Genomic DNA, 22,943 nt, shown 5'->3' with positions numbered 1-22,943 from the left:
GGGATGATGGATGGCAGCCCGCTATTTGCGCGAAGAGCACCATATTTTTCGCGAGGCGTTCCGCAAGTTTTTGGAAAAAGAGGCGTATCCATATTATGAAGAATGGGAACAACGCGGCATCATTCCGCGGTCGTTTTGGGCGAAAATGGGGGAAAACGGCTTTCTTTGTCCATGGGTCGATGAGAAGTACGGGGGAGTAAACGCTGATTTTGCCTATTCGGTCGTCATCAATGAAGAGTTGGAAAAAGTCGGTTCCAGCCTTGTCGGCATCGGCTTGCATAACGACATCGTGACGCCGTACATCGCTTCATACGGAACGGAAGAACAAAAGCAAAAATGGCTGCCGAAATGCGTCAGCGGCGAGGTCATTACGGCGATCGCCATGACGGAGCCGGGAGCTGGATCGGATTTGGCGAACATTTCGACAACAGCGGTGAAAGAAGGCGATGATTATATCGTCAATGGACAAAAAACGTTTATTACAAACGGCATCCACGCCGATTTGATCATCGTCGCCTGCAAAACCGACCCGCATGCCAAACCGCCGCACCGCGGCATCAGCCTGCTTGTTGTCGAACGCGATACGCCGGGATTTACGCGCGGGCGGAAGCTCGAGAAAGTCGGGCTACACGCTCAAGATACGGCTGAGCTGTTTTTCCAAGACGCGAAAGTGCCGGCGTGCAACTTGCTCGGCGAGGAAGGAAAAGGTTTTTACTATTTGATGGAAAAGCTTCAGCAGGAGCGGCTTGTTGTCGCCATCGCCGCGCAGACGGCGGCCGAAGTGATGTTTTCGCTCACAAAGCAGTACGTAAAACAGCGCTCAGCGTTCGGCCGGCGGGTGAGCGAGTTTCAAACCGTCCAGTTCCGTCTCGCCGAAATGGCGACTGACATCGCCCTCGGGCGTACGTTTGTCGACCGCGTCATCGAGGAGCACATGGCGGGAAAACAAATCGTCGCAGAAGTGTCGATGGCGAAATGGTGGATCACGGAGATGGCGAAGCGCGTCGCGGCCGAATCCATGCAGCTGCACGGCGGCTACGGCTATATGGAAGAATACGAGATTGCCCGGCGCTATCGCGACATTCCGGTGAGCGCCATTTACGCCGGGACGAACGAGATGATGAAAACGATCATCGCCCGGCAGCTAGACTTGTAGAAAGAGGGGCGTTTCATGCTGAATCGTATCGTTGTGCTTGACTTTTCCCATTACTTGCCCGGCCCGTTTGCGAGCTGGCGCCTCGCCCAGCTCGGGGCCGAGGTGATCAAAATCGAGCCGCCATCCGGCGATCGGCTGCGCCCGTTCGCCGAGGGCCGGCTGTTTGCCGCGTACAACGCCGGCAAGAAAAGCGTCGCCTTGGACTTAAAGACGGACGAGGGGCGCGAGCAAGCCCGGCGGCTTGCCGCCCGCGCCGATGTGGTGATCGAGAGCTTCCGCCCCGGGGTGATGGCGCGGCTCGGGCTCAGCTATGGCGATATTCGCCGCAACAACGAGCGGGTCGTCTACTGCTCGATCAGCGGCTTCGGCCAGCAGAGCGGGCGCTCGCTGCTCGGCAGCCACGATTTAAACTATATGGCGGTCTCCGGACTGTTGGCGCAGCTTGTGGACCGAAGCGGCCGCCCGGTTCATCCGAAGGTGACATTCGCTGATTTTATTGGCGGCATGGCGGCGGCCGAGCGCATTTTGGCAGCGCTGTTTGCCCGCGAGCGAACCGGCAAAGGCGCCTATTTGGATGTTTCCTTGGTCGACGGCCTAACGGCGATGATGGCCGGCCATTTTGCCATTGCGCATGGCGGCGGGCCGAAAAACGGCCTTGCGGAGCTTGCTGGGGAAGTCGTCTGTTATCAGCTGTATGAGACAAAGGACGGCCGCTATATAAGCCTAGCAGCGCTCGAACCGCACTTTTGGCGCCAGTTTTGCGAGGCGGTCGGCCATCCGGAATGGATTGAGGCGCAATGGGCGCCGGCCGAGCCCGGGGAAGAAGTGTATGAAGGACTTGCCGCTTTGTTTCGCGAAAAAACGTTTTCCGAATGGAGCGCGTTTGCGGAAACGGTCGACGCTTGCCTCGCTCCGGTGCTCGAAACGGATGAAGCGAAGCAGCTGTTTGCCGGTGACCGGATTCGCCGTCTTGTCCGGCTGCAGTCAAACGAAGCATGGACGGCCGCGCACGGGCTGGATGGACAATGGAGCGGCGGGGCGGCGCCGCAAGTGAACGAACACGCACATTTGTTGAAGGGGGAGGAGTAACCGATGATGAAAACGCCGTTAAACATTTCGATGATGCTTGAGCGGGCGGAGATGTTTTTTCCGAAAAAACAAGTCATCTCCCGCATGAAAGGGGGCGTCGTCCGCCATACATACAAGGAAATCGGCGCGCGGACGCGCAGGCTTGCAAGCGTGTTAAAGCAGCTTGGCGTGGAAGTCGGCGACCGCGTCGGCACGTTCGCCTGGAACCATCACCGTCATTTGGAAGCGTATTTTGCCATTCCGGGCATCGGGGCGGTGCTGCATACGATCAACATTCGCCTTTCTGCACAGCATATCGCCTATATCATCAACCATGCCGATGACCGCGTCTTGCTCATTGACGACGATCTGCTGCCGGCCATTGAAGCGGTGAAAGACGAGATTCCGAACGTACGCGCTTTCATCATCATGACTGACGCCGACGAGCTGCCGGAAACGACGCTGTCGCCGGTGTACCATTATGAGAAGCTGCTTGCTGAAGGCGATCCGACATTCCCGTTCTTCAAAGACCTCGATGAATACCAACCGGCCGGTATGTGCTATACGTCAGCGACGACGGGCAATCCGAAAGGGGTCGTCTACACGCACCGGAGCACTGTTTTGCACGCGATGGCGCTAGGACTGGCCGATACGCAAGGGCTATGCGAGCGCGATGTCATTATGCCGGTCGTGCCGATGTTTCATGTCAACGCCTGGGGGCTGCCGTTTGCTGCCACGTGGTTCGGCTCAACGATCGTCATGCCGGGGCCGGCGTTTACGCCGAAAGTGCTTGCCGAGCTGATTGACGCTGAGCGGGTGACGATTACTGCCGGTGTGCCGACGATTTGGCTTGGGCTGCTGCAAGAATTGGAGAAAGGAAACTATGATGTAAAGAGCTTGACGCGCGTCATTTGCGGCGGTTCGGCTGCGCCGAAAGGAGTGATCCGCGCCTTTGAAGAAAAATACGGCATTCCGTTTATCCATGCTTACGGAATGACGGAAACGAGCCCGCTTGTGCTCGTCTCGCGCCCGAAAAGTTATCAAGACGCGCTGTCGTACGAGGAGAAACTCGACATTCGCGCCAAGCAAGGGCTGCTCGCTCCGGGACTCGAAATGAAAGTCATCGGCCAAAATGGCCCGGTTCGTTGGGACGGCCAGGAAATGGGCGAGCTTTGCTTGCGCGGGCCGTGGATTGCCGCCGAATACTACAACGACGACCGGACGAAAGACGCGTTCCGCGACGGCTGGCTGCATACCGGCGATGTCGTCACCGTTGACGAAGAAGGGTTTGTCAAAATCGTCGACCGGACGAAAGACGTCATTAAAAGCGGCGGCGAATGGATTTCGTCCGTTGATTTGGAAAATGCGCTTATGGCCCATGAGGCGGTGTTTGAAGCGGCGGTCGTCGCCGTGCCGCATCCGAAATGGCAGGAACGCCCGATCGCCTGCGTCGTGTTGAAAGAAGGAAAACGCGTCACGAAAGAGGAGCTGTACGACTTTTTGCGCCCGCAGTTTACGAAATGGTGGCTGCCGGATGACATCGTCTTTCTTGATGAAATCCCAAAAACGAGCGTCGGCAAATTTTTAAAGCGAAAGCTGCGCGATGAGATGGCGGCGCGCTATGCGGATGCCGCAGCCGAGTAAGGGGGCGAATATCGTGGCTGAGACACTGACGGTCATCGGCGCTGGGGTGATGGGAAGCGGCATCGCGCAAACAGCGGCGATGGCGGGAAAAACGGTGCATTTATATGACGTGTCCGAAGCGGCCTTGCAAAACGGGCTCGCTTCGGTCGAAAAAAGCTTGCGCCGCTTTGTCAAAGCCGGACACCTGTCCGAACAAGAGGCGCAGGCGGCGCTCGGCCGCATCCGTCCGACGACGGATTTGGCGGAAGCGGTGCGTGAAGCGGACGTCGTCATTGAAGCGGCGCCGGAAAACTTGACGCTGAAAAAAGAGGTGTTTCGAAAGCTTGACGAACTCACGAAGCCAGGCGCCATTTTGGCGACCAACACATCGGAGCTGAGCGTGACAGCGCTTGCCGCTGCGACCAACCGGCCGGAGAACGTCATCGGCATGCATTGGTTCAATCCAGCGCCGGTGATGAAGCTCATTGAAATTGTCAAAGGCGAAACGACGGCCGATGAAACGGTCGACGCCATCCGCCGCCTGTCCGCGGAGCTTGGCAAAGAAACAGTCGTCGTCAAAGACCGGCAAGGGTTTGTCACAACGCGGGCGCTCGCCGCCCATATGATTGAATGCATCCGCATGTATGAAGAAGGGATCGCTTCTGCTGAGGATATCGATAAAGCGGTGCGGCTCGGCCTCAATTACCCGATGGGGCCGCTTGAGCTCGCTGACATGGTCGGGCTTGATACGCTCCTGTCTGTGAGCGAAAACATGACCGAGGCGTACGGCGACCGCTTCCGGGCGCCGCAGCTTTTGCGCAAGCTCGTTGAAGCCGGGCATTTAGGGCGGAAAACAGGGAAAGGGTTTTATGCGTATACAAAATGAACAAGCGCCTCTCACGGAGAGGTGGACAGAAACGGGCTCGTTTGGCGGCGCCGCGGTGCATCGTTGGATACAACGGTGCAGCTGCGCCGTCAAGGAGTGGCGTTGACAACATCAACAAGGAGGGGAAGATGGTGCGTGAAGCGGTGATTGTGGAAGCCGTCAGAACGCCGGTCGGCAAGCGGAACGGCGTCTTCCGCGACGTTCATCCGGTCCATCTGGCCGCGGCGGTGTTGGATGAAGTCGTGCGCCGGGCGGGCATAGAAAAAGGACAGGTAGAAGATATCGTCATGGGCTGCGTGACGCCGATCGCCGAGCAAGGATACAACATCGGCCGGCTCGCGGCGTTGGAGGCTGGATTCCCAATCGAAGTGCCGGCCGTGCAAATCAATCGGATGTGCGGCTCCGGGCAGCAGGCGATCCATTTTGCCGCTCAAGAAATCCGCTCCGGCGATATGGATGTCACCATTGCGGCCGGGGTCGAAAGCATGACGAAAGTCCCGATTTTAAGCGACGGCAATGAGCGGACGATTCCGCCGTCGCTTCATGAAAAGTATGAATTCATCCACCAAGGCGTCTCGGCGGAGCGGATCGCCAACAAATACGGATTGACGCGCGAACAGCTTGACGCTTACGCCTACGAAAGCCATCGGCGTGCCTTGGCCGCCATGCGCGAAGGGAAGTTTCGCGCCGAAATCGTCCCGGTCAAAGGGCTTGACCGTGATGGCCGCGAAATCCTTGTCACCGATGATGAAGGGCCGCGGGCCGATACATCGCCGGAAGCGCTCGCCGCGCTCAAGCCGGTGTTTCAAGAAGACGGCGTCATCACCGCCGGCAATGCGAGCCAAATGAGCGACGGGGCGGCCGCCATTTTGCTGATGGAGCGGGAGGCGGCGCGCCGGTTTGGACTGAAGCCGAAAGCGCGCATCATCGCGCAGACGGTCGTCGGCTCCGACCCGACGTATATGCTTGATGGCGTCATTCCGGCGACAAGACAAGTGCTAAAAAAAGCCGGACTTGCGATCGAGGACATCGATCTCATTGAAATTAACGAAGCGTTCGCCCCGGTCGTGCTCGCCTGGCAAAAAGAAATCGGCGCCCCGCTTGCGAAAGTGAATGTCAACGGCGGCGCCATCGCGCTCGGCCATCCGCTCGGCGCCACCGGCGTCAAGCTCATGACGTCGCTCGTTCATGAGCTGGAGCGGCGGGAAGGCCGCTATGGGTTATTGACGATTTGCATCGGGCACGGCATGGCGACGGCCACGATCATCGAGCGGGAGTAAGAGCAACGCGTGGAAAAAACATTTGTTTGACACACACTCGACAGCGGTGGCGGCCGCTGTTTTTTCTGTCATGACGAGAAAATAAAAATATGAGACGGAACTGGAGCGATGTGATAAGATGAAAGAAAAGCAAGTGAAAGGGGAAGCGCAGTGCAGAAGGAGAAGCCGTTTTACACGTATCGCGACATTGAAAATTGGGAAGGAAATTGGGAACTGATCGATGGTGTTCCCTATTTATTGGCGTCTCCGTCGTTTGAGCACCAGTATGTGGTCGGACAACTGCACCTTGCATTGGCTTTGTATTTTCAGGCGCGTGGCTGTCATGTCATTCTTGCCCCGTTTGATGTTCAGCTTGATCCTGAGGAGCCGGAACGGATGGCGAAAACGGTTGTTCAGCCGGATTTATCAGTTGTTTGTCGGGTTGAGCAAATCGGGAATCGGCGAATGAAAGGGGCTCCCGATCTCGTTGTGGAAGTGCTGTCACCAAGCACCGCCTTGCGTGATCGAAACCAGAAATACTATTTATACGAAAAATATGGTGTGCATGAATATTGGATTGTAGACCCCAGCAATCGAACGATCGAAGTGCTCAGCTGGCAAGATGGACGATTTCAACAGCGAGCGGTTTTCGGGCCAAGCGATGAGTTGGTTTCTTTTTGGCAACCGGATTTGACGGTTTCGCTCGCCCCCGTGTTTCCTCCGGAAGAAAGCGATGTGTAGCTGATGGAGAACAACCTTGTTTGGCTGCCATCTCTGGAAATAACGGCTTCGCTTTTGGTGTCAGCAGCAGAAAGAAGAAAGCAAAGGGGATCGATGTCATGAAGCAAGCCTTTCTCGCTTCCTTCTATTTATCCCTTGCCGCTGGCATTTGGGGCGGGATGTATGTCGTAAGCAAATACGTGTTGGAGTACATACCGCCGCTGACGCTCGTCTGGCTGCGCTACGGTGTCGCCTTGATCGTGCTTGCCGCGATCGCGGCAGCGAAACGCGAGCGCCCTCCAAAGCACGGACGCGATTGGGCGATGGTCATCGCGATCGGCGTCATCGGCTATGTCATTTCCATTTCGTTGCAATTTGTCGGCACGAAATGGTCAAACGCCCATACCGCTTCGCTCATTACGGCTTCAACACCGGCGTTTGTCGTTTTATTTGCCCGCTGGCTTCTTGGTGAAGCGCTCACATGGCGGAAGCTTGCGGCGTTGTTGTTGGCGGCAGCGGGAGTGATCGTCATCGTCGGCCTCGGGGGCAGCGGGGAGTCGACGTTGGCCGGAAATATGGCGTTAGTCGGCGCGGCGGTCACTTGGGCGCTGTTGTCGGTGCTGGTGAAAATGGCGTCGGCTCGCTTGACCGTTCTTTCCATTACCACATTCGCCATCTTGGCGGCGTTTGTCGGCATGACGCCGATGCTGATGGTGGAACGTCCAGGGCTGACGGCCGTTCAATGGAATGCGCCCGTCGTGATGGGGGTGTTGTACCTTGGCATCGTGTCAACGGCGGGCGCGTTTTTCTTGTGGAACAAAGGGATGGAGATGATCGACGCCGGCATTGGCTCGCTCTTTTTCTTTTTTCAGCCGCTTGTCGGCTCGCTCTTTGGCTGGCTGTTTTTGCATGAGCGGCTTGACGCTTCCTTTTGGGCGGGCGGGGCGCTCATTGTCGCGGGAGTGGCGGTGGCAGTGCGGAGCGGCCAAAGCGCCTAGCGAATACAGCGGCAAAAAAGCGAAGAACCATGGCGCGGCGCTTCGCTTTCGTGCCTACCGGTTTACTTCTTGCCCGATTGCAACGGTTTGGCCCATTATTGCCCGCCCGCCTGTTCTCCGGCCGCCCGCCGCGGCAGTTTCCAGCCGTACGTGTACGACAAAACGCGCAACGAAGCGACCGCCACAAACAGCACATACAGCTCAATCGGCGATTCCGCCCATTTCAGGCCGACGGCGATGCCGGCTAAAATCGCCCAAGCGGCGTAAATTTCCGCACGCAGCACGAGCGGCTTTCTCCCGGCTAATACGTCGCGGATGATGCCGCCGCCGCTGCCGGTCAACACCGCCGCGACGATGACCGCGCTTAACGGATGCCCCATTTTTGCGGCATACAGTGCTCCTTGGATGGCAAACGCTGACAGCCCGAGGGCGTCAAAAAAGTTGCCCCATCGTTTCCATGGCGGGAGCATTTGTTTCGGAAATAAATAGACCATCGTCATTGAAGCTAAGGCGACGAGAAAAAGCGGACCTTGTTCCCACAGCGCCGACACCGGAACCCCGATCAACAAATTGCGCACCGCCCCGCCGCCAAAGGCGGTGACGATCCCTAAAATGTACACCCCAAGCAAGTCGTACTCTTCTTCCATCGCGACGATCGCCCCGCTGATGGCAAAAGCAATCGTCCCGATGATGCTCAACACTTCCCACGTCATTCTCGCTGTTCCTTTCCGTGCGGTGTTCTTGTATCATTGTAGGGGCAAAAACGGCGGAAAATCAATCATTTTTTGAACGAACTAGCAGGAGGGCGGCCGATTTGGTATGATGAAAGCAGGCAAAAAGGTCCGTCAGAAAGGAAGGGATGTCATGGGCCGCGAACAAGCGATCATCGTCGGCTGCCAACTCGCCGGTGTTGATGACGAGCGGTTTCGTTATTCAATGGAAGAGCTTGCTTCGCTCGTTGCGACGGCGAACGGCGAGGTGGCGGCTCAACTTGTGCAAAAACGCGAAGCGCCGCATCCAGCCACGTATATCGGCAAAGGGAAAACGGAAGAGCTGGCCGCCCTCGTCAAGGAGCTCGAACCGGATCTCATCGTCTTCAACAGCGAACTGTCGCCAAGCCAGGCCCGCAATTTGACGAACATGCTTGGCGAAGTGAAAGTCATTGACCGGACACAGCTCATTTTAGATATCTTTGCCCAACGCGCCCGTTCGAAAGAAGGAAAGCTGCAAGTTGAGCTCGCTCAGCTCGAGTACATGCTGCCGCGCCTGAGCGGCCAAGGGGAGGCGCTATCCCGCCTTGGCGGCGGCATCGGCACGCGCGGTCCGGGGGAGACGAAGCTTGAAACGGATCGGCGCCACATTCGCCGCCGCATCGACGACATTAAAGGCGAGCTGCGGCGCATCGCCGAGCATCGCGGGCGGTACCGGGAGCGCCGGCAAAAAAACCGCGCCTTTCAAGTGGCGCTTGTCGGCTATACGAACGCCGGCAAGTCGACGCTCTTTAACCGGCTGACGGCCGCCGACTCATTGGAAGAAAACTTGCTGTTTGCCACGCTCGATCCGCTTACGCGCAAGTGCGTGTTGCCGTGCGGGTATACGGTGCTTCTCACCGATACGGTCGGATTCATTCAAGACTTGCCGACGACGCTTGTCGCTGCGTTTCGCTCAACGCTTGAAGAAGTGAAGGAAGCGGATTTGCTGCTTCATGTCGTCGATTCGTCGCATCCGGATTATGCCGAACATGAGCGCACCGTATCGCGGCTCTTGGCGGAGCTAGGAGCTTCTTCAATTCCGGCCGTCACCGTTTACAATAAAAGCGACCGGCAAACGCCGGAATTTCTCCCGACGACAACCGATGCGATCGTGATGAGCGCGCTCTCGGCCGCCGATGTCGACCGGCTCCGCCGCTTTATCGAAGAAGCGGTGAAACAGCAAATGAGCCGTTATGACGTGTCGATTCCGAGCGGGAAAGGAAAATTGCTCGCCCAGTTAAAAACGGACACGATTTTGCATGAATGGCATTATAATGAACAAGGGGGCACGTACGAGTGTCAAGGGTACGTGCTGCCGACGCACCCGCTCTACGGGGAGCTGCAATCATTTCAACGGTAGAAAGGGTTCATCTATGTTTTGGACACAGTGGAGATACGGAGAAACAATCGCTGCTTTCATCGAAGAAGTTGAAACACAAATTGCGCCGATCCATCGCTTGATCGATGAGCGTGTCGATGAGAACCAATATCGCGTTCTCGACAGTTTCCGCCGCCATCAAGTGAGCGACGGCCACTTCATCCCGTCGACCGGCTACGGTTATGACGATGCGGGCCGTGACACGCTTGACCGCATTTACGCGGACGTATTCGGTGCGGAAGCCGGCCTTGTCCGCCCGCAAATCATTTCCGGCACGCACGCGATCGCCATTGCACTGTTTGGCGTGTTGCGCCCTGGCGATGAATTGCTTTACATCACCGGCGCCCCGTACGATACGCTCGAGGAGATCGTCGGCGTCCGCGGCAGCGGCGTCGGCTCGCTGAAAGAGTTTGGCATTCGTTATCGGAGCGTGCCGCTTACGGCGGACGGGGCCGTTGATTTTCCAACGGTGCGCGCGGCGATGAACGAGCGGACGAAAATGATCGGCATTCAGCGTTCGCGCGGCTATGCGACACGCCCGTCGTTTACGGTCGATGAAATCGCTGAGATGATCGCCTTTGTGAAGGCGGTCAAGCCCGACGTCGTCGTGTTTGTCGACAACTGCTACGGCGAGTTTGTTGAGGAGAAAGAGCCGTGCCATGTCGGCGCCGACCTTATGGCTGGCTCGCTGATCAAAAACCCAGGAGGGGGCTTGGCGAAAACGGGCGGCTATATCGTCGGAAAGCAAAAATACGTCGACGCGTGCGCCTGCCGGATGACCTCACCGGGCATCGGCGCCGAAGTCGGCCCGTCACTGTACAGCCTTCCTGATATGTACCAAGGGTTTTTCCTTGCTCCGCACGTTGTCGGACAGGCGCTCAAAGGGGCGGTGTTCACCGCTGCGCTGCTCGAGCGGATAGGGCTTGAGACGTCGCCGGCATGGGACGCTAAGCGCACCGATCTCGTACAGTCGGTTCGTTTTGACGACCCGGAGCAAATGGTTGCTTTTTGCCAGGCCATTCAAGCGGCTTCCCCGGTGAACGCCCATTTTACCCCGTACCCAGGCGAGATGCCCGGCTACGAGGATAAAGTGATCATGGCCGCGGGCACGTTCGTGCAAGGGGCGAGCATTGAGCTGACGGCAGATGGGCCGCTGCGTCCGCCATATGTCGCATACGTTCAAGGCGGCTTGACGTATTCGCACGTGAAAATCGCTGTTTGTTCAGCCGTTCACCGCTTGCTTGAACAGCAGTTGATTTGTTTGTGAGAAAATGTAACGCTTGATTGACTCGTTTCTTGACATTATGGTAAAATGAAAGTATCAAAAGCGAGGAGGAATTGGCATGAGCAGCCATATTCGTCGTTCCATGCCATTGTTTCCGATTGGGATTGTGATGCAGCTGACGGATCTATCCGCCCGCCAAATCCGCTATTACGAAGAGCACGGCCTCGTCACGCCAGCGCGCACCGAGGGCAACCGGCGGCTGTTTTCACTCAACGACATCGACCGTTTGCTCGAGATTAAAGACTTGATTGACCAAGGCGTAAACCTCGCCGGCATCAAGCAAATTTTCGCCGCCCGGCAAGAAGGGCGCCATGAGCAGCCGGAAAAGGTCGAAAAAGTGGGGAAACCGAAGCTGTCCGACGAGGAGTTGCGCGAGATTTTGCGGACGGAGCTGCTGCAGGCCGGACGGTTTCAGCGCGCATCGCTTCGCCAAGGAGATCTCGCTCGCTTCTTTCACTAATGATGGGAAATGATTTCGGAGCCGGGGAGGAGTTTCAACATGGCAAAATATACGCGCGAAGACATTATGCGCATCGTCAAAGAAGAAAACGTCAAGTACATTCGCCTGCAATTCACCGATATTTTGGGGACGATCAAAAACGTCGAAATCCCGATCAGCCAACTTGAGAAAGCGCTCAATAATAAAATGATGTTTGACGGGTCTTCGATCGAGGGGTTTGTCCGCATCGAAGAATCGGACATGTATTTGTATCCGGATTTGGACACGTTTGTCATCTTCCCGTGGACGTCGGAAAAAGGAAAAGTCGCCCGCTTTATTTGCGACATTTACAATGCGGACGGCACGCCGTTTGAAGGCTGCCCGCGCTACAATTTAAAGCGCGTGTTGAAAGAGATGGAAGCGCTCGGCTTTACGGCGTTCAACTTGGGAGCGGAACCGGAGTTTTTCCTCTTTAAGCTCGATGAAAATGGCCGTCCGACGATGGAACTGAACGACCGCGGCGGCTACTTCGACTTGGCGCCGACCGACTTAGGGGAAAACTGCCGGCGCGATATCGTGCTTGAGCTTGAGGAGATGGGCTTTGAAATTGAAGCGTCGCACCATGAAGTCGCCCCGGGCCAGCACGAGATCGATTTTAAATACGCCCATGCCATCAAAGCATGCGACGACATTCAAACGTTTAAGCTCGTCGTTAAAACGATCGCCCGCAAACATGGGCTGCACGCGACGTTTATGCCGAAGCCGATTTTTGGCATTAACGGTTCGGGAATGCACTGCAACTTGTCGCTGTTCCGCAACAACGAAAACGCCTTTTTTGACCCGAACGGCGATTTGCAGTTGAGCGATACGGCCCGCCAGTTTATCGCCGGCGTGCTGAAGCATGCGCCGAACTTTACAGCGGTGACCAACCCGACGGTCAACTCGTACAAGCGGCTCGTTCCGGGCTATGAGGCGCCATGTTATGTTGCCTGGTCGGCGCGCAACCGCAGCCCGCTTATCCGCATTCCAGCTTCGCGCGGCATGAGCACGCGCATTGAAGTGCGCAGCGTCGATCCGGCGGCGAACCCGTACTTGGCGATGGCTGTGCTGTTGGCAGCCGGGCTTGACGGCATTCGCAACAAGCTCACTCCTCCAGCGCCGGTTGACCGAAACATTTACGTCATGACGAAAGAAGAGCGGCTCGAGGAAGGGATTGTCGATTTGCCGGCAACGCTGATCGAAGCGCTCGACAACTTAAAATCGGACGAGGTGATCGTCCAAGCGCTCGGCAAACATTTATTCGAGCATTTCGTCGAAGCGAAAGAAATCGAGTGGGATATGTATCGGACAACGGTCCATCAATGGGAGTTGGACCAATATATGGAGCTGTACTAATCGAAAAGCTGCCCCGACAAACGGGGCAGCTTTTGTTATGGCGCGCGGCGCCGGCCGGACCCTTAGTCGATCAGGCGATAGACGCCGATCACTTTGCCGAGAATCGTGCAGTCGCGGACGATGATCGGTTCGAGATGGGCGTTTTCCGGCTGCAGGCGGATGTGGTCTTTTTCTTTGAAAAACCGTTTCACTGTTGCTTCGTTTTCCTCCGTCATGGCGACGACGATGTCGCCGTTATTGGCCGACGACTGCTGGCGGACGATCACGTAGTCGCCGTCCAAAATGCCGGCTTCGATCATGCTGTCACCCATCACTTCAAGCATAAACAGCTGTTCCTCGCCGGCCGCGAGCCGTTTCGGCAGCGGGAAATAGTCGTCGATGTTTTCGACGGCAGTGATCGGCTGGCCGGCCGTCACCTTGCCGATCACCGGCACGGAAACGACCTCCTCTTTTTCTCTTTCTTTCGTCAGATCGCTGTCCAAAATTTCAATGGCGCGCGGCTTCGTCGGGTCACGGCGGATGAACCCTTTGCTTTCTAGGCGCGCAAGGTGGCCGTGGACGGTCGAACTCGACGCCAAACCGACTGCTTCCCCGATTTCCCTTACTGACGGGGGATAGCCTTTCGTTTTCACTTCCTGTTTGATAAATTCTAAAATTTGTTGCTGGCGTTTGGACAGTTTCGTCATCCCTTTTCACACCTCTTGCCACATCGTTTGCTTTCATTATAGCATGGGGGGAATAGAAAAACAAACATAAGTTCGAATTTTTTTGTTGACGCAAACAAACGTTCTTGGCTATAATGAAGAAAAAGCGAACACATATTCTAAAAAAAGGGTGGGGGAGATGAAGAAAACGTTGCTGCACTACCTCATTTTTTCATGTTTGCTCACGCTCGTTTTGGCGGGGTTTGTTTATGCCAGCAGCCCGGTTGACAAAAAAGAATACATGACGGTAACGGTCGCTTCCGGCGATACGCTTTGGGGGTTGGCGAAGCAGTATGAGCCGGCGCACGGCTTGTCGCCGGATGAATTTATCCGCTGGGTGGTCGATGTCAATCGTTTGCCGAGCGCGCGCCTCACCGCCGGTGAACAAATCGTCATTCCTGTGTTAAAATCAGAGCAAGACGGCTCATTGGCTGTCAAGCGGTAACAGAAAGAAGGGGGGGATGTGCTTTGGCCATGAAGGCGGTCATTTACTGCCGCGTCAGCACGGATAAAACGGAGCAGGAAACGTCGCTTGTACGGCAGCGCGCCGAACTGGAGAAGCTAGCCAAAGAGTGCGGCTTTGACGTCGTTAAAGTGATCGCCGAGCAGGCGAGCGGCTACGAAGCTGACCGTGACGGGGTGCTCGAGCTGCTTGCGCTTTGTGAAGAAGGGGCGGTCGACGCCTTGCTCATTCAAGATGAAACGCGGCTCGGACGCGGCCATGCGCGCATGGCGGTGCTGCACTGCCTGAAAAAAAGGGGAGTGAAAATATACAGCGCTAGCCACCGCGGGGAGATGCCGCTGTCAGAGGCTGATGAGATGGTGTTGTCGATCATCGCCATCGTCGAGGAGTACCAGCGGAAAATACATAATGCGAAAATTAAGCGCGGCATGCAGCGGGCCATCGCCCGCGGCTACCGTCCGGAGCGGAACTTAACGCGCCGTGGCGAAAACGCCGGGCGCGATCGGATCGAGCTTCCGGTCGAAGAGATCGTCCGCCTGCGCGGGAGCGGCTTGACGTTTGCGGACATCGCCGCGACGCTCCGAAGCTTTGGCTACGCGGCGTCCAAAGCGACTGTCCATCGCCGCTATCAAGAGTATATGGACGAACAGGAACGTCGTTAGGCCGCGCAAGACGGCCAAGGTTTCTCCGTTGCCATTAGCCTGTCCGATCGAATAAGATAAAACAGAATAGCGATGCGACAGATGGGAGAAGATAACCAATGCTTTCGAAACAAAAATTAGCCCGCATCAACGAACTGGCCAAAAAGGCGAAAACGTCCGGCCTGTCGGCGGAAGAAACGATCGAGCAGGCAAAGCTGCGCCGCGAATACATTCAGGCGTTCCGCAAAGCGATGACCGATATGCTTCATACGGTGACGGTCATCGACCCGAACGGCAATGACGTGACGCCAAAAAAATTGAAGGAAAGTCAGCGCCGTCGCCTTCATTAAGCGGCGGGCAAGAAGGGCGGGAGCGCCCTGTTTTTTTCTGACAGTGAAAATATCGTTGTACAAGGAAGTCAATTTTCTATATGATAGTAAGTGACACCATGTTGATGAAAGGGAGGAAAACGATGGCGCATTCGATCGAAGAATTAGCGATTACCACCATTCGAACGCTGTCGATTGACGCGATCGAAAAGGCGAAATCCGGGCACCCCGGCATGCCGATGGGCGCGGCGCCGATGGCGTACACGCTTTGGACGAAATTTATGAACCATAATCCGGCGAACCCAAACTGGTTTAACCGCGACCGGTTTGTCCTGTCAGCGGGACACGGGTCGATGCTGCTTTACAGCTTGCTTCATTTAAGCGGCTACGACGTATCGATGGACGACTTGAAGCAGTTCCGCCAATGGGGAAGCAAAACGCCAGGGCATCCGGAATACGGCCATACGCCGGGAGTGGAAGCGACGACTGGTCCGCTCGGCCAAGGAATCGCAATGGCAGTCGGCATGGCGATGGCCGAACGGCATTTGGCGGCTACATACAACCGCGACGGGTTTGATATAATCGATCATTATACGTACGCCATTTGCGGCGACGGCGATTTAATGGAAGGGGTGGCGAGCGAAGCCGCGTCACTCGCTGGCCATTTGCAGCTTGGCCGCTTGATCGTCCTGTATGACTCGAACGACATCTCCCTAGACGGGGAACTGAATTTGTCGTTCTCAGAAAACGTTGCCCAACGCTTCCAAGCATACGGCTGGCAATATTTGCGCGTCGAAGACGGCAACAACATTGATGAAATCGCCAAAGCGCTTGAAGAGGCGCGGGCTGACCTCAACCGGCCGACGCTCATTGAAGTGAAAACGACGATCGGTTACGGCGCGCCGACAAAAGCGGGCACATCCGGCGTTCACGGCTCTCCGCTCGGCGCTGAAGAGGCGAAACTGACGAAGGAGGCATACCGCTGGACGTTCGCCGAAGATTTCTACGTGCCGGAAGAAGTGTATGCCCATTTCCGGGAAACGGTGCAAGAAGCCGGGGCGAAAAAAGAAGCGGAATGGAACGCACAGCTGGCTGCTTACGAGCAGGCGCATCCAGAGCTGGCCGCCCAGCTGAAGCAGGCGATCGAAGGGAAGCTTCCGGACGGCTGGGAAGCTGCGCTGCCGGTGTATGAAGCCGGAAAAAGCTTGGCGACCCGGTCCTCTTCCGGGGAAGTGATCAACGCCATCGCCAAAGCGGTGCCGCAATTGTTTGGCGGTTCAGCCGACTTGGCAAGCTCGAACAAAACGCTCATCAAAGGCGGCGGCAATTTCCTGCCGGGCAGTTATGAAGGGCGCAACATTTGGTTTGGGGTGCGTGAATTTGCCATGGGAGCGGCGTTAAACGGCATGGCGCTCCATGGTGGGGTGAAAGTGTTCGGCGGCACGTTCTTCGTGTTCTCTGACTATTTACGCCCGGCGATCCGGTTAGCAGCGCTCATGGGATTGCCGGTCACGTATGTGTTGACGCACGACAGCATCGCCGTCGGCGAGGACGGCCCGACGCACGAGCCGATCGAACAGCTCGCTTCCTTAAGGGCGATGCCGAACTTGTCAGTCATCCGACCGGCTGACGCGAACGAAACGGCGGCGGCATGGCGGCTGGCAGTTGAATCGACGGACAAGCCGACCGCGCTCGTTCTGACGCGCCAAGACATACCGACGCTTTCGACAACGGCTGATCTGGCGTATGAAGGCGTGAAAAAAGGCGCCTACGTCGTCTCGCCGGCGAAAAACGGCGCTCCCGAGGCGCTGCTCTTGGCGACCGGATCGGAAGTCAGCTTGGCGGTAAAAGCGCAAGAAGCGCTCGCCGCTGAAGGAATTCACGTTTCCGTCGTCAGCATGCCATCGTGGGATCGTTTTGAAGCGCAGCCGAAAGCGTACCGCGATGAAGTGATCCCGCCGGCGGTGACGAAGCGGCTGGCCATTGAAATGGGCGCCTCGCTCGGCTGGGAGCGCTACGTCGGTGCAGAAGGCGACATTTTAGCCATCGATCGGTTTGGCGCCTCCGCTCCGGGAGAAACGATCATGGCCGAGTACGGATTTACCGTTGACAACGTCGTCCGTCGCGTGAAAACGCTGCTTGGCAAGCAATGAAACGGCCGTGACAACAGGCTGCCCTTGCAACGGCGCAAGGGCGGCTTTTTTTTGATCGATTTGTGTCGGCTGGTCCTGTAAACAAAAATCGACAATGTTAGTGAAAAAAATTGCCGTTAGTAGACATATTTTTCCCCTTTTCTTTTCTATAATAGAAATAGATGAACAGAAATGGGGGATGGGGCATGGTTCGCTATTGGATATATTTATTAAATGATGAGGTGGCGACGCACTACCGCCATCGGACGGAAAAAGTCGTCGAATTGCTTCGGGAACATCAGTATGCGAAGGCGCCGTTGAAAACGATTTGCCGCAAGCAAGTCGAATTTATTACCGAACAGTTGTCGTTTTCGCGTCTTGAGTTAGGGTTAAAGCAATATTTTATCGGGCGTGTCGGCAAAAATTTAGAGCGCAACATGTTCATTTTGCAAAATGACGACGGTGAGGAAGCGCTGCTTGTCGTGCAAAAGCGCCGCCTGCTTCTTGTCTGTGACAGCGCGCCGTTGGCTGCCGACATCGGCCGGGCGCTCGCCAACCTAGCGCCGTCGTTTTTGGCGGTCGCTGCTGATTTTGCCGACTACTATTGGCTGTCTGCGCCGGCGCAAGGAAGAAAATTCGCGTAACGTGAAGATTTTTGCCGTGAAATATTGTCTAATGGCACATCGTTTAGTACACTGTTAGGGAGACAACAAGAAGGAGGAAAATCGCTGTATGTGGGACACGATTCTCGTTGGTGTGCTGGCGCTGATCGCCGGTGTGGCGCTCGGGTTTTTCATCGCCCGCAAAACGATGATCAATTATTTGAAGAAAAATCCGCCGATCAATGAACAAATGATCCGCATGATGATGATGCAAATGGGCATGACCCCGTCGCAAAAGAAAATCAATCAAATGATGAAAATGATGAACAACCAGCTGAAATAAGCGAAACGGACACTCGATTGAGAGTGTCTTTTTATTTTGGAAAAATGTTATTTCAAAATTTTTCTAGTTTTGTTACAATAATATGGCGATTGTCCGTTAGCTGAACGAAGGGGGGAGCGGACTGCATGAGCGTGTTCCGTGATTTGTTCTGGTTTTTTCGCCAAGAGAAAAAGGCGTATATCACCGGTGTTCTATTGCTTGTGATCGTTGCCTTTTTGGAAACGATCCCGCCGAAAGTGATCGGCATTTTAGTTGACCATATGCAAAACGGCACGATGACGAAAGAAGTGCTCATTCGTTGGATGGCCGCGCTCGCTGTCATCGCCGGAGCGCTCTATGTGCTCCGCTACGCTTGGCGCATTTGCATTTTCGGCTCATCTGTCAAGCTCGCCCGCCAGCTGCGCAACGAGCTGTACGCCCATTTTACGAAAATGGCGCCGGCGTTTTACCAGCGGAAGCGGATCGGCGATTTAATGGCCCATGCCACCAACGATTTGCAGGCGATCCAGCAAACGGCTGGAAGCGGCATTTTAACGCTCGTTGATTCGGTGATGCTCGGCGGGTTTGTGCTGGCGACGATGGCGTTTTCGATCAGCTGGAAGCTGACGTTGGTCAGCTTGCTTCCGCTGCCGGTGATGGCCATAGCGACAAGCCGCTATGGGACGATGCTCCACCGGCGGTTTTTAACGGCGCAAGAAGCGTTTTCGTCGCTGAATGATAAAGTGCAAGAAAGCATGAGCGGCATCCGCGTCATCAAAGCGTTCGGCTATGAAGAAAAGGATGTGGAAGCGTTCCGCCGCCAATCGGAAGACGTCACAGCGAAAAACATTGCGGTGGCCAAAATTGATGCGCTCTTCGATCCGACGATCGGGCTGCTTGTCGGGCTGTCGTTTTTTCTTGCTGTTGCGTTCGGCAGTCAGATGGTCGTTGGCGGCGAGTTGACGATCGGCGAACTCGTGTCGTTTACGACGTACCTTGGCTTGCTCATTTGGCCGATGCTGGCGTTTGGCTGGCTGTTTAACATTGTCGAGCGCGGGCGCGCTTCATATGACCGGGTGCGGGCGCTGCTCGCTGAAGACGACGAGATCAAGGAAATGCCGGGCGCGCTTGCCGTCCCGCCGCGAGGGAGCATCGAATATGACATCCGCCAGTTCGCCTACCCGGGCGAGGCAAAACCGGCGCTTGTCGATGTCCGCTTCCGGCTTGAACGCGGGGCGACGCTCGGCGTCGTCGGCAAAACCGGAGCCGGGAAAACGACGCTGCTGCGCCTGTTGTTGCGCGAGTTTGACAACTATGACGGCGACATTCGTTTCGACGGCCGCGACATTCGCCGCTATACGCTTTCTGCCTTGCGGATGGCGATCGGCTATGTGCCGCAAGATCATTTTCTTTTTTCTGCCTCTGTCCGCAATAACATCGCCTTTGCCAAGCCGGAGGCGAGCGAGGAGGAAATCGTCAACGCAGCAAAGCTGGCTGACATTCACGAGGATATTCTTCAGTTCCCGGACGGCTACGAGACGGTCATCGGTGAGCGCGGCGTCTCGCTGTCCGGCGGGCAAAAGCAGCGGCTGTCGATCGCTCGCGCGCTGCTGATCGACGCGGAGCTGCTCATTTTAGACGATGCGCTGTCGGCGGTCGATGCGAAAACGGAAGAGCGGATTTTAACGGCGTTAAAGCAGGAGCGGCGCGGGAAAACGACGATCATAGCTGCTCATCGTTTAAGCGCGGTCGAGCACGCTGATTGGATTCTCGTCCTCGATGGAGGCCGCGTCATCCAAGCGGGGACGCACGAAGACTTAATGGCTGAAGACGGCTGGTATCGTGAGATGTACCGGCGCCAACAGCTTGAGGCGCTTGTGGAATGACGACGGATAGGAGGGGGCGTATGAACGAACAAACATTGACGGCCAAAGAGCAGCGGCGCGTCCTCTGGCGGCTGCTCGCGTATATGGGGCGATACAAAAAAGAGGCCGCGCTCGCCTTCGCGCTCCTTCTGCTGGCGACCGCGGGGGAGCTGGCCGGCCCGTATTTGGTGAAAGTGTTTATCGACGATTATTTGATGCCGAACCGCCTCGCTCCGGGACCGGTGACGGCGCTAGCTGCCGCCTATCTCGGCGTGCTCGTCGGGAAAACGGTCATTTGGTATTTCCAGCTTGTCGGGTTTCAGCGGCTCGCCTTATACATTATCCAAGCGTTGCGGATGGACGTCTTTTCCAAAGTGCATCGGCTCGGGATGAGCTACTTTGACCGGACGCCGGGCGGAAGCATTGTCTCGCGGGTGACGAATGACACGGAAGCCATCAAAGACATGTTTATTAGCGTTTTAGCGGTGTTTGTACAAAACGGTTTGTTTGTCATTGGTGTTTTTATCGCCATGTTTTCGCTCAACGTTCGGCTTGCACTGTTTTGTCTGTTCATTATCCCGGCCATCGGATTCATTATGAAAACGTACCGCCGCTACAGTTCGGTGTTTTACCAACAGATGCGCGAACGGCTGAGCGAGCTGAACGCCAAATTGAATGAGTCGCTGCAAGGGATGGCCATCATTCAAGCGTTCCGCCAGCAGCACCGCTTGTACCAAGAGTTTGCCGCTGTGAATGAGGCGCATTACGAAGCGGGAATGAAAAACATTCGCCTTGACGGACTATTGCTTCGGCCGGCGATCGATGTTATCTACATGTTGGCGATCATGGTCGTGCTCAGCTTTTTTGGCGTTTCGGCGCTTGAGAGTCCGGTCGAGATCGGGGTGCTGTACGCGTTTGTCAACTATTTGGAACGCTTTTTTGAGCCGGTGACGCAAATGATGATGCGATTGTCGCTCTACCAGCAAGCGATCGTTTCCGCCTCCCGCGTCTTTGCGCTCCTTGACCATGATGAAGAGGCGCCGTTCAATCCGGAACAAGCGCCGTATGCGGTGGAACGCGGGGAAATTGAGTTCCGCGATGTCAGCTTTTCATATGATGGCAAGCGCGATGTGCTAAAACGGCTGTCATTTACGATCCGTCCGGGACAGACGGTGGCGTTTGTCGGCCATACGGGCAGCGGCAAAAGCTCGATCATCAATTTGCTTATGCGGTTTTATGAATTTGACCGCGGCGATATTTTGCTTGACGGCCGGTCGATCCGCGATTATTCGCGCGCCGAGCTGCGCCGCTCGCTCGGTCTCGTCTTGCAAGATCCGTTTTTGTTTTACGGGACGGTGAGAGAGAACATTCGCATGTATAACGAGCAATTAGGCGACGAAGAGCTTGAGGCCGCCGCCCGCCTCGTGCAGGCCGATGCATTTATTGAACAATTGCCAGGCGGGTACGATCATGTGCTTGCTGAGCGGGGGGCGACGTTATCAAGCGGACAGCGCCAACTTCTTTCATTCGCCCGCACGATCGCGGCCGATCCGAAAATATTGCTGCTTGATGAAGCGACCGCCCATATTGATACGGAAACGGAAGAAGCGATTCAAGAAGCATTGGCGCAAATGCGGAAAGGGCGGACGACGATTGCCATCGCCCATCGTCTGTCGACGATTCAAGACGCCGACCAAATTTTTGTCCTCCACCGCGGTGAAATTGTTGAACGCGGTACGCATCAGCAGCTGTTGGCACAAAAAGGGCTATACTATCAAATGTACTTGCTGCAAAACGGGCTGGTCGACGTCCGTGCGTAAAGAAAAAAGCGCCTTTTCCCGCTTAGCGGGAGGCGCTTTGTTTTCGTTGTTTCACTTGCTCGCGCTGATAGGCGTTCAGCAGCGTGTCGAGCTCCCTGCTCACTTTCATCGCCGCTGCGGAGTTTAATCCCGTCTTTGCTACGGTGTCGACAAGTTCCATCCGTTTTTGTTCGATCAAGGTTAAGAGATTACGTTTCGGCACGAATAAACCGTCCTTTTCATCAATGTCGTGTATTGTATTTTATACTATTTTACCAATGAACGCAAAAAGGGAAAATAGAAAAATTGACCAGGGAAAATGAGAAACACGTTACGGAAGAACGGATTTTTGCTAAAATAAAAGTAAAAAATGAGGTAGGGGCTGATTTAGCGATGAATGATTTGAATATATTTTTAGCGTTTGGCGCCGGGTTTTTGTCGTTTATTTCCCCGTGCTGTCTGCCGCTTTACCCGGCGTTTTTGTCCTATATTACCGGGGTGTCGGTCGGCGAGCTGAAAGAGGAAAATGCGATGCTGAATCGCCGCAGTTTATGGCATACGCTCTGTTTTTTGCTCGGGTTTTCGCTCATTTTCATTTCGCTCGGCTTCGGCACGTCGTTTCTTGGCCGGCTGTTTGCCGACTATCAAGATGCAATCCGCCAAATCGGCGCCGTTGTGATCGTCGCTTTCGGCCTCGTTGTCGCCGGGCTGTGGAAGCCGGCCTTTTTGTTAAAAGACCGGCGCATTTCGTTTCGTGAGCGGCCGTCGGGCTATGCCGGCTCGGTGCTGATTGGAATGGCGTTCGCTGCCGGTTGGACGCCGTGCATGGGGCCGATTTTAGTGGCGGTGATCGCTCTCGCGGCGGCCAATCCGGGCTCAGGGATGATGTATATGCTCGCCTATACGCTCGGTTTTGCTGTCCCGTTTTTCATTTTGTCGTTTTTTATCGGCAAACTGCAATGGATTCGCCGCCATAGTGCGTCCATTATGAAAGCGGGCGGATATGTCATGATGGCGATGGGGGTCGTCCTTTATTTTGACTGGATGACGAAAATCATTGCCTACACGACAAGCCTATTCGGTGGATTTACCGGCTTCTAGCGGGAATGAAGCGGCTTTTTGGACGG

The 22,943-nt window shown here is 55.7% G+C and carries 24 protein-coding genes; 21 read left to right on the top strand and 3 right to left on the bottom strand.

Annotation, left to right across the window (positions count from 1 at the left end; all coding sequences use genetic code 11):
• Positions 1 to 10 precede the first annotated feature (10 nt).
• From B9L21_RS09835 to B9L21_RS09805, 8 genes are all read left to right on the top strand, one after another.
• Complete coding sequence (locus tag B9L21_RS09835; protein WP_063166213.1) at positions 11 to 1,156, top strand: acyl-CoA dehydrogenase family protein; 1,146 nt, start codon at positions 11 to 13, stop codon at positions 1,154 to 1,156.
• A gap of 15 nt (positions 1,157 to 1,171) precedes the next feature.
• Positions 1,172 to 2,245, top strand: a complete 1,074-nt coding sequence (locus tag B9L21_RS09830) for a CaiB/BaiF CoA transferase family protein (protein ID WP_063166212.1) — start codon at positions 1,172 to 1,174, stop codon at positions 2,243 to 2,245.
• Positions 2,246 to 2,248: 3 nt separating this feature from the next.
• Positions 2,249 to 3,868, top strand: a complete 1,620-nt coding sequence (locus B9L21_RS09825) for a long-chain fatty acid--CoA ligase (RefSeq protein ID WP_063166211.1) — start codon at positions 2,249 to 2,251, stop codon at positions 3,866 to 3,868.
• A gap of 13 nt (positions 3,869 to 3,881) precedes the next feature.
• Complete coding sequence (locus tag B9L21_RS09820; protein WP_063166210.1) at positions 3,882 to 4,733, top strand: 3-hydroxyacyl-CoA dehydrogenase family protein; 852 nt, start codon at positions 3,882 to 3,884, stop codon at positions 4,731 to 4,733.
• Positions 4,734 to 4,754: 21 nt separating this feature from the next.
• Entirely contained in the window at positions 4,755 to 4,880 is a 126-nt protein-coding gene (locus B9L21_RS18080) for a hypothetical protein (protein WP_257722305.1), read from the top strand.
• Entirely contained in the window at positions 4,862 to 6,013 is a 1,152-nt protein-coding gene (locus tag B9L21_RS09815; protein ID WP_172796410.1) for a thiolase family protein, read from the top strand. Before B9L21_RS18080 ends, B9L21_RS09815 begins: the two co-directional genes overlap by 19 nt.
• Positions 6,014 to 6,163: 150 nt before the next feature.
• Positions 6,164 to 6,733: a Uma2 family endonuclease gene (locus B9L21_RS09810; protein WP_062898541.1), complete on the top strand. Its 570-nt coding sequence runs from the start codon at positions 6,164 to 6,166 to the stop codon at positions 6,731 to 6,733.
• 98 nt (positions 6,734 to 6,831) lie between these two features.
• Positions 6,832 to 7,710 (top strand): DMT family transporter, encoded by an 879-nt coding sequence (locus B9L21_RS09805; RefSeq protein WP_063166209.1) that lies wholly within the window; start codon positions 6,832 to 6,834, stop codon positions 7,708 to 7,710.
• 95 nt (positions 7,711 to 7,805) lie between these two features.
• On the opposite strand, the gene B9L21_RS09800 is transcribed toward B9L21_RS09805, so the two are convergent.
• Positions 7,806 to 8,423, bottom strand: a complete 618-nt coding sequence (locus B9L21_RS09800; RefSeq protein WP_063166208.1) for a trimeric intracellular cation channel family protein — start codon at positions 8,421 to 8,423, stop codon at positions 7,806 to 7,808.
• 151 nt (positions 8,424 to 8,574) lie between these two features.
• Here B9L21_RS09800 and hflX point away from each other — a divergent pair, with 151 nt between their 5' ends.
• From hflX to glnA, 4 genes are all read left to right on the top strand, one after another.
• Positions 8,575 to 9,822 (top strand): GTPase HflX, encoded by a 1,248-nt coding sequence (hflX, locus tag B9L21_RS09795; protein WP_063167374.1) that lies wholly within the window; start codon positions 8,575 to 8,577, stop codon positions 9,820 to 9,822.
• A gap of 13 nt (positions 9,823 to 9,835) precedes the next feature.
• Positions 9,836 to 11,107 (top strand): aminotransferase class I/II-fold pyridoxal phosphate-dependent enzyme, encoded by a 1,272-nt coding sequence (locus tag B9L21_RS09790; protein ID WP_063166207.1) that lies wholly within the window; start codon positions 9,836 to 9,838, stop codon positions 11,105 to 11,107.
• 76 nt (positions 11,108 to 11,183) lie between these two features.
• Positions 11,184 to 11,585, top strand: a complete 402-nt coding sequence (locus tag B9L21_RS09785) for a MerR family transcriptional regulator (RefSeq protein ID WP_033010130.1) — start codon at positions 11,184 to 11,186, stop codon at positions 11,583 to 11,585.
• Positions 11,586 to 11,624: 39 nt separating this feature from the next.
• The gene (gene glnA / locus B9L21_RS09780; RefSeq protein ID WP_033010129.1) at positions 11,625 to 12,959 is read left to right on the top strand and encodes a type I glutamate--ammonia ligase; all 1,335 of its coding nucleotides are present in this window, start codon (positions 11,625 to 11,627) and stop codon (positions 12,957 to 12,959) included.
• A 62-nt stretch (positions 12,960 to 13,021) separates the two neighbouring features.
• Here glnA and lexA read toward each other — a convergent pair whose 3' ends face one another.
• Entirely contained in the window at positions 13,022 to 13,645 is a 624-nt protein-coding gene (gene lexA, locus B9L21_RS09775; protein WP_063166206.1) for a transcriptional repressor LexA, read from the bottom strand.
• Positions 13,646 to 13,802: 157 nt separating this feature from the next.
• On the opposite strand from lexA, the gene yneA reads away from it, so the two are divergent.
• From yneA to B9L21_RS09735, 8 genes are all read left to right on the top strand, one after another.
• Positions 13,803 to 14,108: a cell division suppressor protein YneA gene (gene yneA, locus B9L21_RS09770; protein WP_063167373.1), complete on the top strand. Its 306-nt coding sequence runs from the start codon at positions 13,803 to 13,805 to the stop codon at positions 14,106 to 14,108.
• A gap of 29 nt (positions 14,109 to 14,137) precedes the next feature.
• Positions 14,138 to 14,788: a recombinase family protein gene (locus B9L21_RS09765; RefSeq protein ID WP_063167372.1), complete on the top strand. Its 651-nt coding sequence runs from the start codon at positions 14,138 to 14,140 to the stop codon at positions 14,786 to 14,788.
• A 98-nt stretch (positions 14,789 to 14,886) separates the two neighbouring features.
• Positions 14,887 to 15,117 carry a DUF896 domain-containing protein gene (locus B9L21_RS09760; protein WP_063166205.1) on the top strand — a complete coding sequence of 77 codons (231 nt, stop codon included), beginning with the start codon at positions 14,887 to 14,889 and terminating at the stop codon, positions 15,115 to 15,117.
• Between the two features lie 122 nt (positions 15,118 to 15,239).
• Entirely contained in the window at positions 15,240 to 17,249 is a 2,010-nt protein-coding gene (tkt, locus tag B9L21_RS09755) for a transketolase (RefSeq protein ID WP_063167371.1), read from the top strand.
• A 185-nt stretch (positions 17,250 to 17,434) separates the two neighbouring features.
• On the top strand, positions 17,435 to 17,872 hold the full coding sequence (gene sirA / locus B9L21_RS09750; RefSeq protein ID WP_063166204.1) for a sporulation inhibitor of replication protein SirA: 438 nt from the start codon (positions 17,435 to 17,437) through the stop codon (positions 17,870 to 17,872).
• 88 nt (positions 17,873 to 17,960) lie between these two features.
• Positions 17,961 to 18,173: a YneF family protein gene (locus tag B9L21_RS09745; protein ID WP_063166203.1), complete on the top strand. Its 213-nt coding sequence runs from the start codon at positions 17,961 to 17,963 to the stop codon at positions 18,171 to 18,173.
• Between the two features lie 125 nt (positions 18,174 to 18,298).
• Positions 18,299 to 20,038: an ABC transporter transmembrane domain-containing protein gene (locus B9L21_RS09740; RefSeq protein ID WP_063166202.1), complete on the top strand. Its 1,740-nt coding sequence runs from the start codon at positions 18,299 to 18,301 to the stop codon at positions 20,036 to 20,038.
• Positions 20,039 to 20,058: 20 nt separating this feature from the next.
• Positions 20,059 to 21,837, top strand: a complete 1,779-nt coding sequence (locus tag B9L21_RS09735) for an ABC transporter ATP-binding protein (protein ID WP_063166201.1) — start codon at positions 20,059 to 20,061, stop codon at positions 21,835 to 21,837.
• Positions 21,838 to 21,859: 22 nt separating this feature from the next.
• On the opposite strand, the gene B9L21_RS09730 is transcribed toward B9L21_RS09735, so the two are convergent.
• Positions 21,860 to 22,039 (bottom strand): aspartyl-phosphate phosphatase Spo0E family protein, encoded by a 180-nt coding sequence (locus B9L21_RS09730; RefSeq protein WP_063166200.1) that lies wholly within the window; start codon positions 22,037 to 22,039, stop codon positions 21,860 to 21,862.
• A 170-nt stretch (positions 22,040 to 22,209) separates the two neighbouring features.
• Here B9L21_RS09730 and B9L21_RS09725 point away from each other — a divergent pair, with 170 nt between their 5' ends.
• Positions 22,210 to 22,917, top strand: a complete 708-nt coding sequence (locus tag B9L21_RS09725) for a cytochrome c biogenesis protein CcdA (protein WP_063167370.1) — start codon at positions 22,210 to 22,212, stop codon at positions 22,915 to 22,917.
• Positions 22,918 to 22,943: the final 26 nt, after the last annotated feature.

This window comes from Geobacillus uzenensis (assembly GCF_002217665.1).
Classification (GTDB): domain Bacteria; phylum Bacillota; class Bacilli; order Bacillales; family Anoxybacillaceae; genus Geobacillus; species Geobacillus subterraneus.
This window is presented reverse-complemented; position numbering and strand designations above follow the sequence as displayed.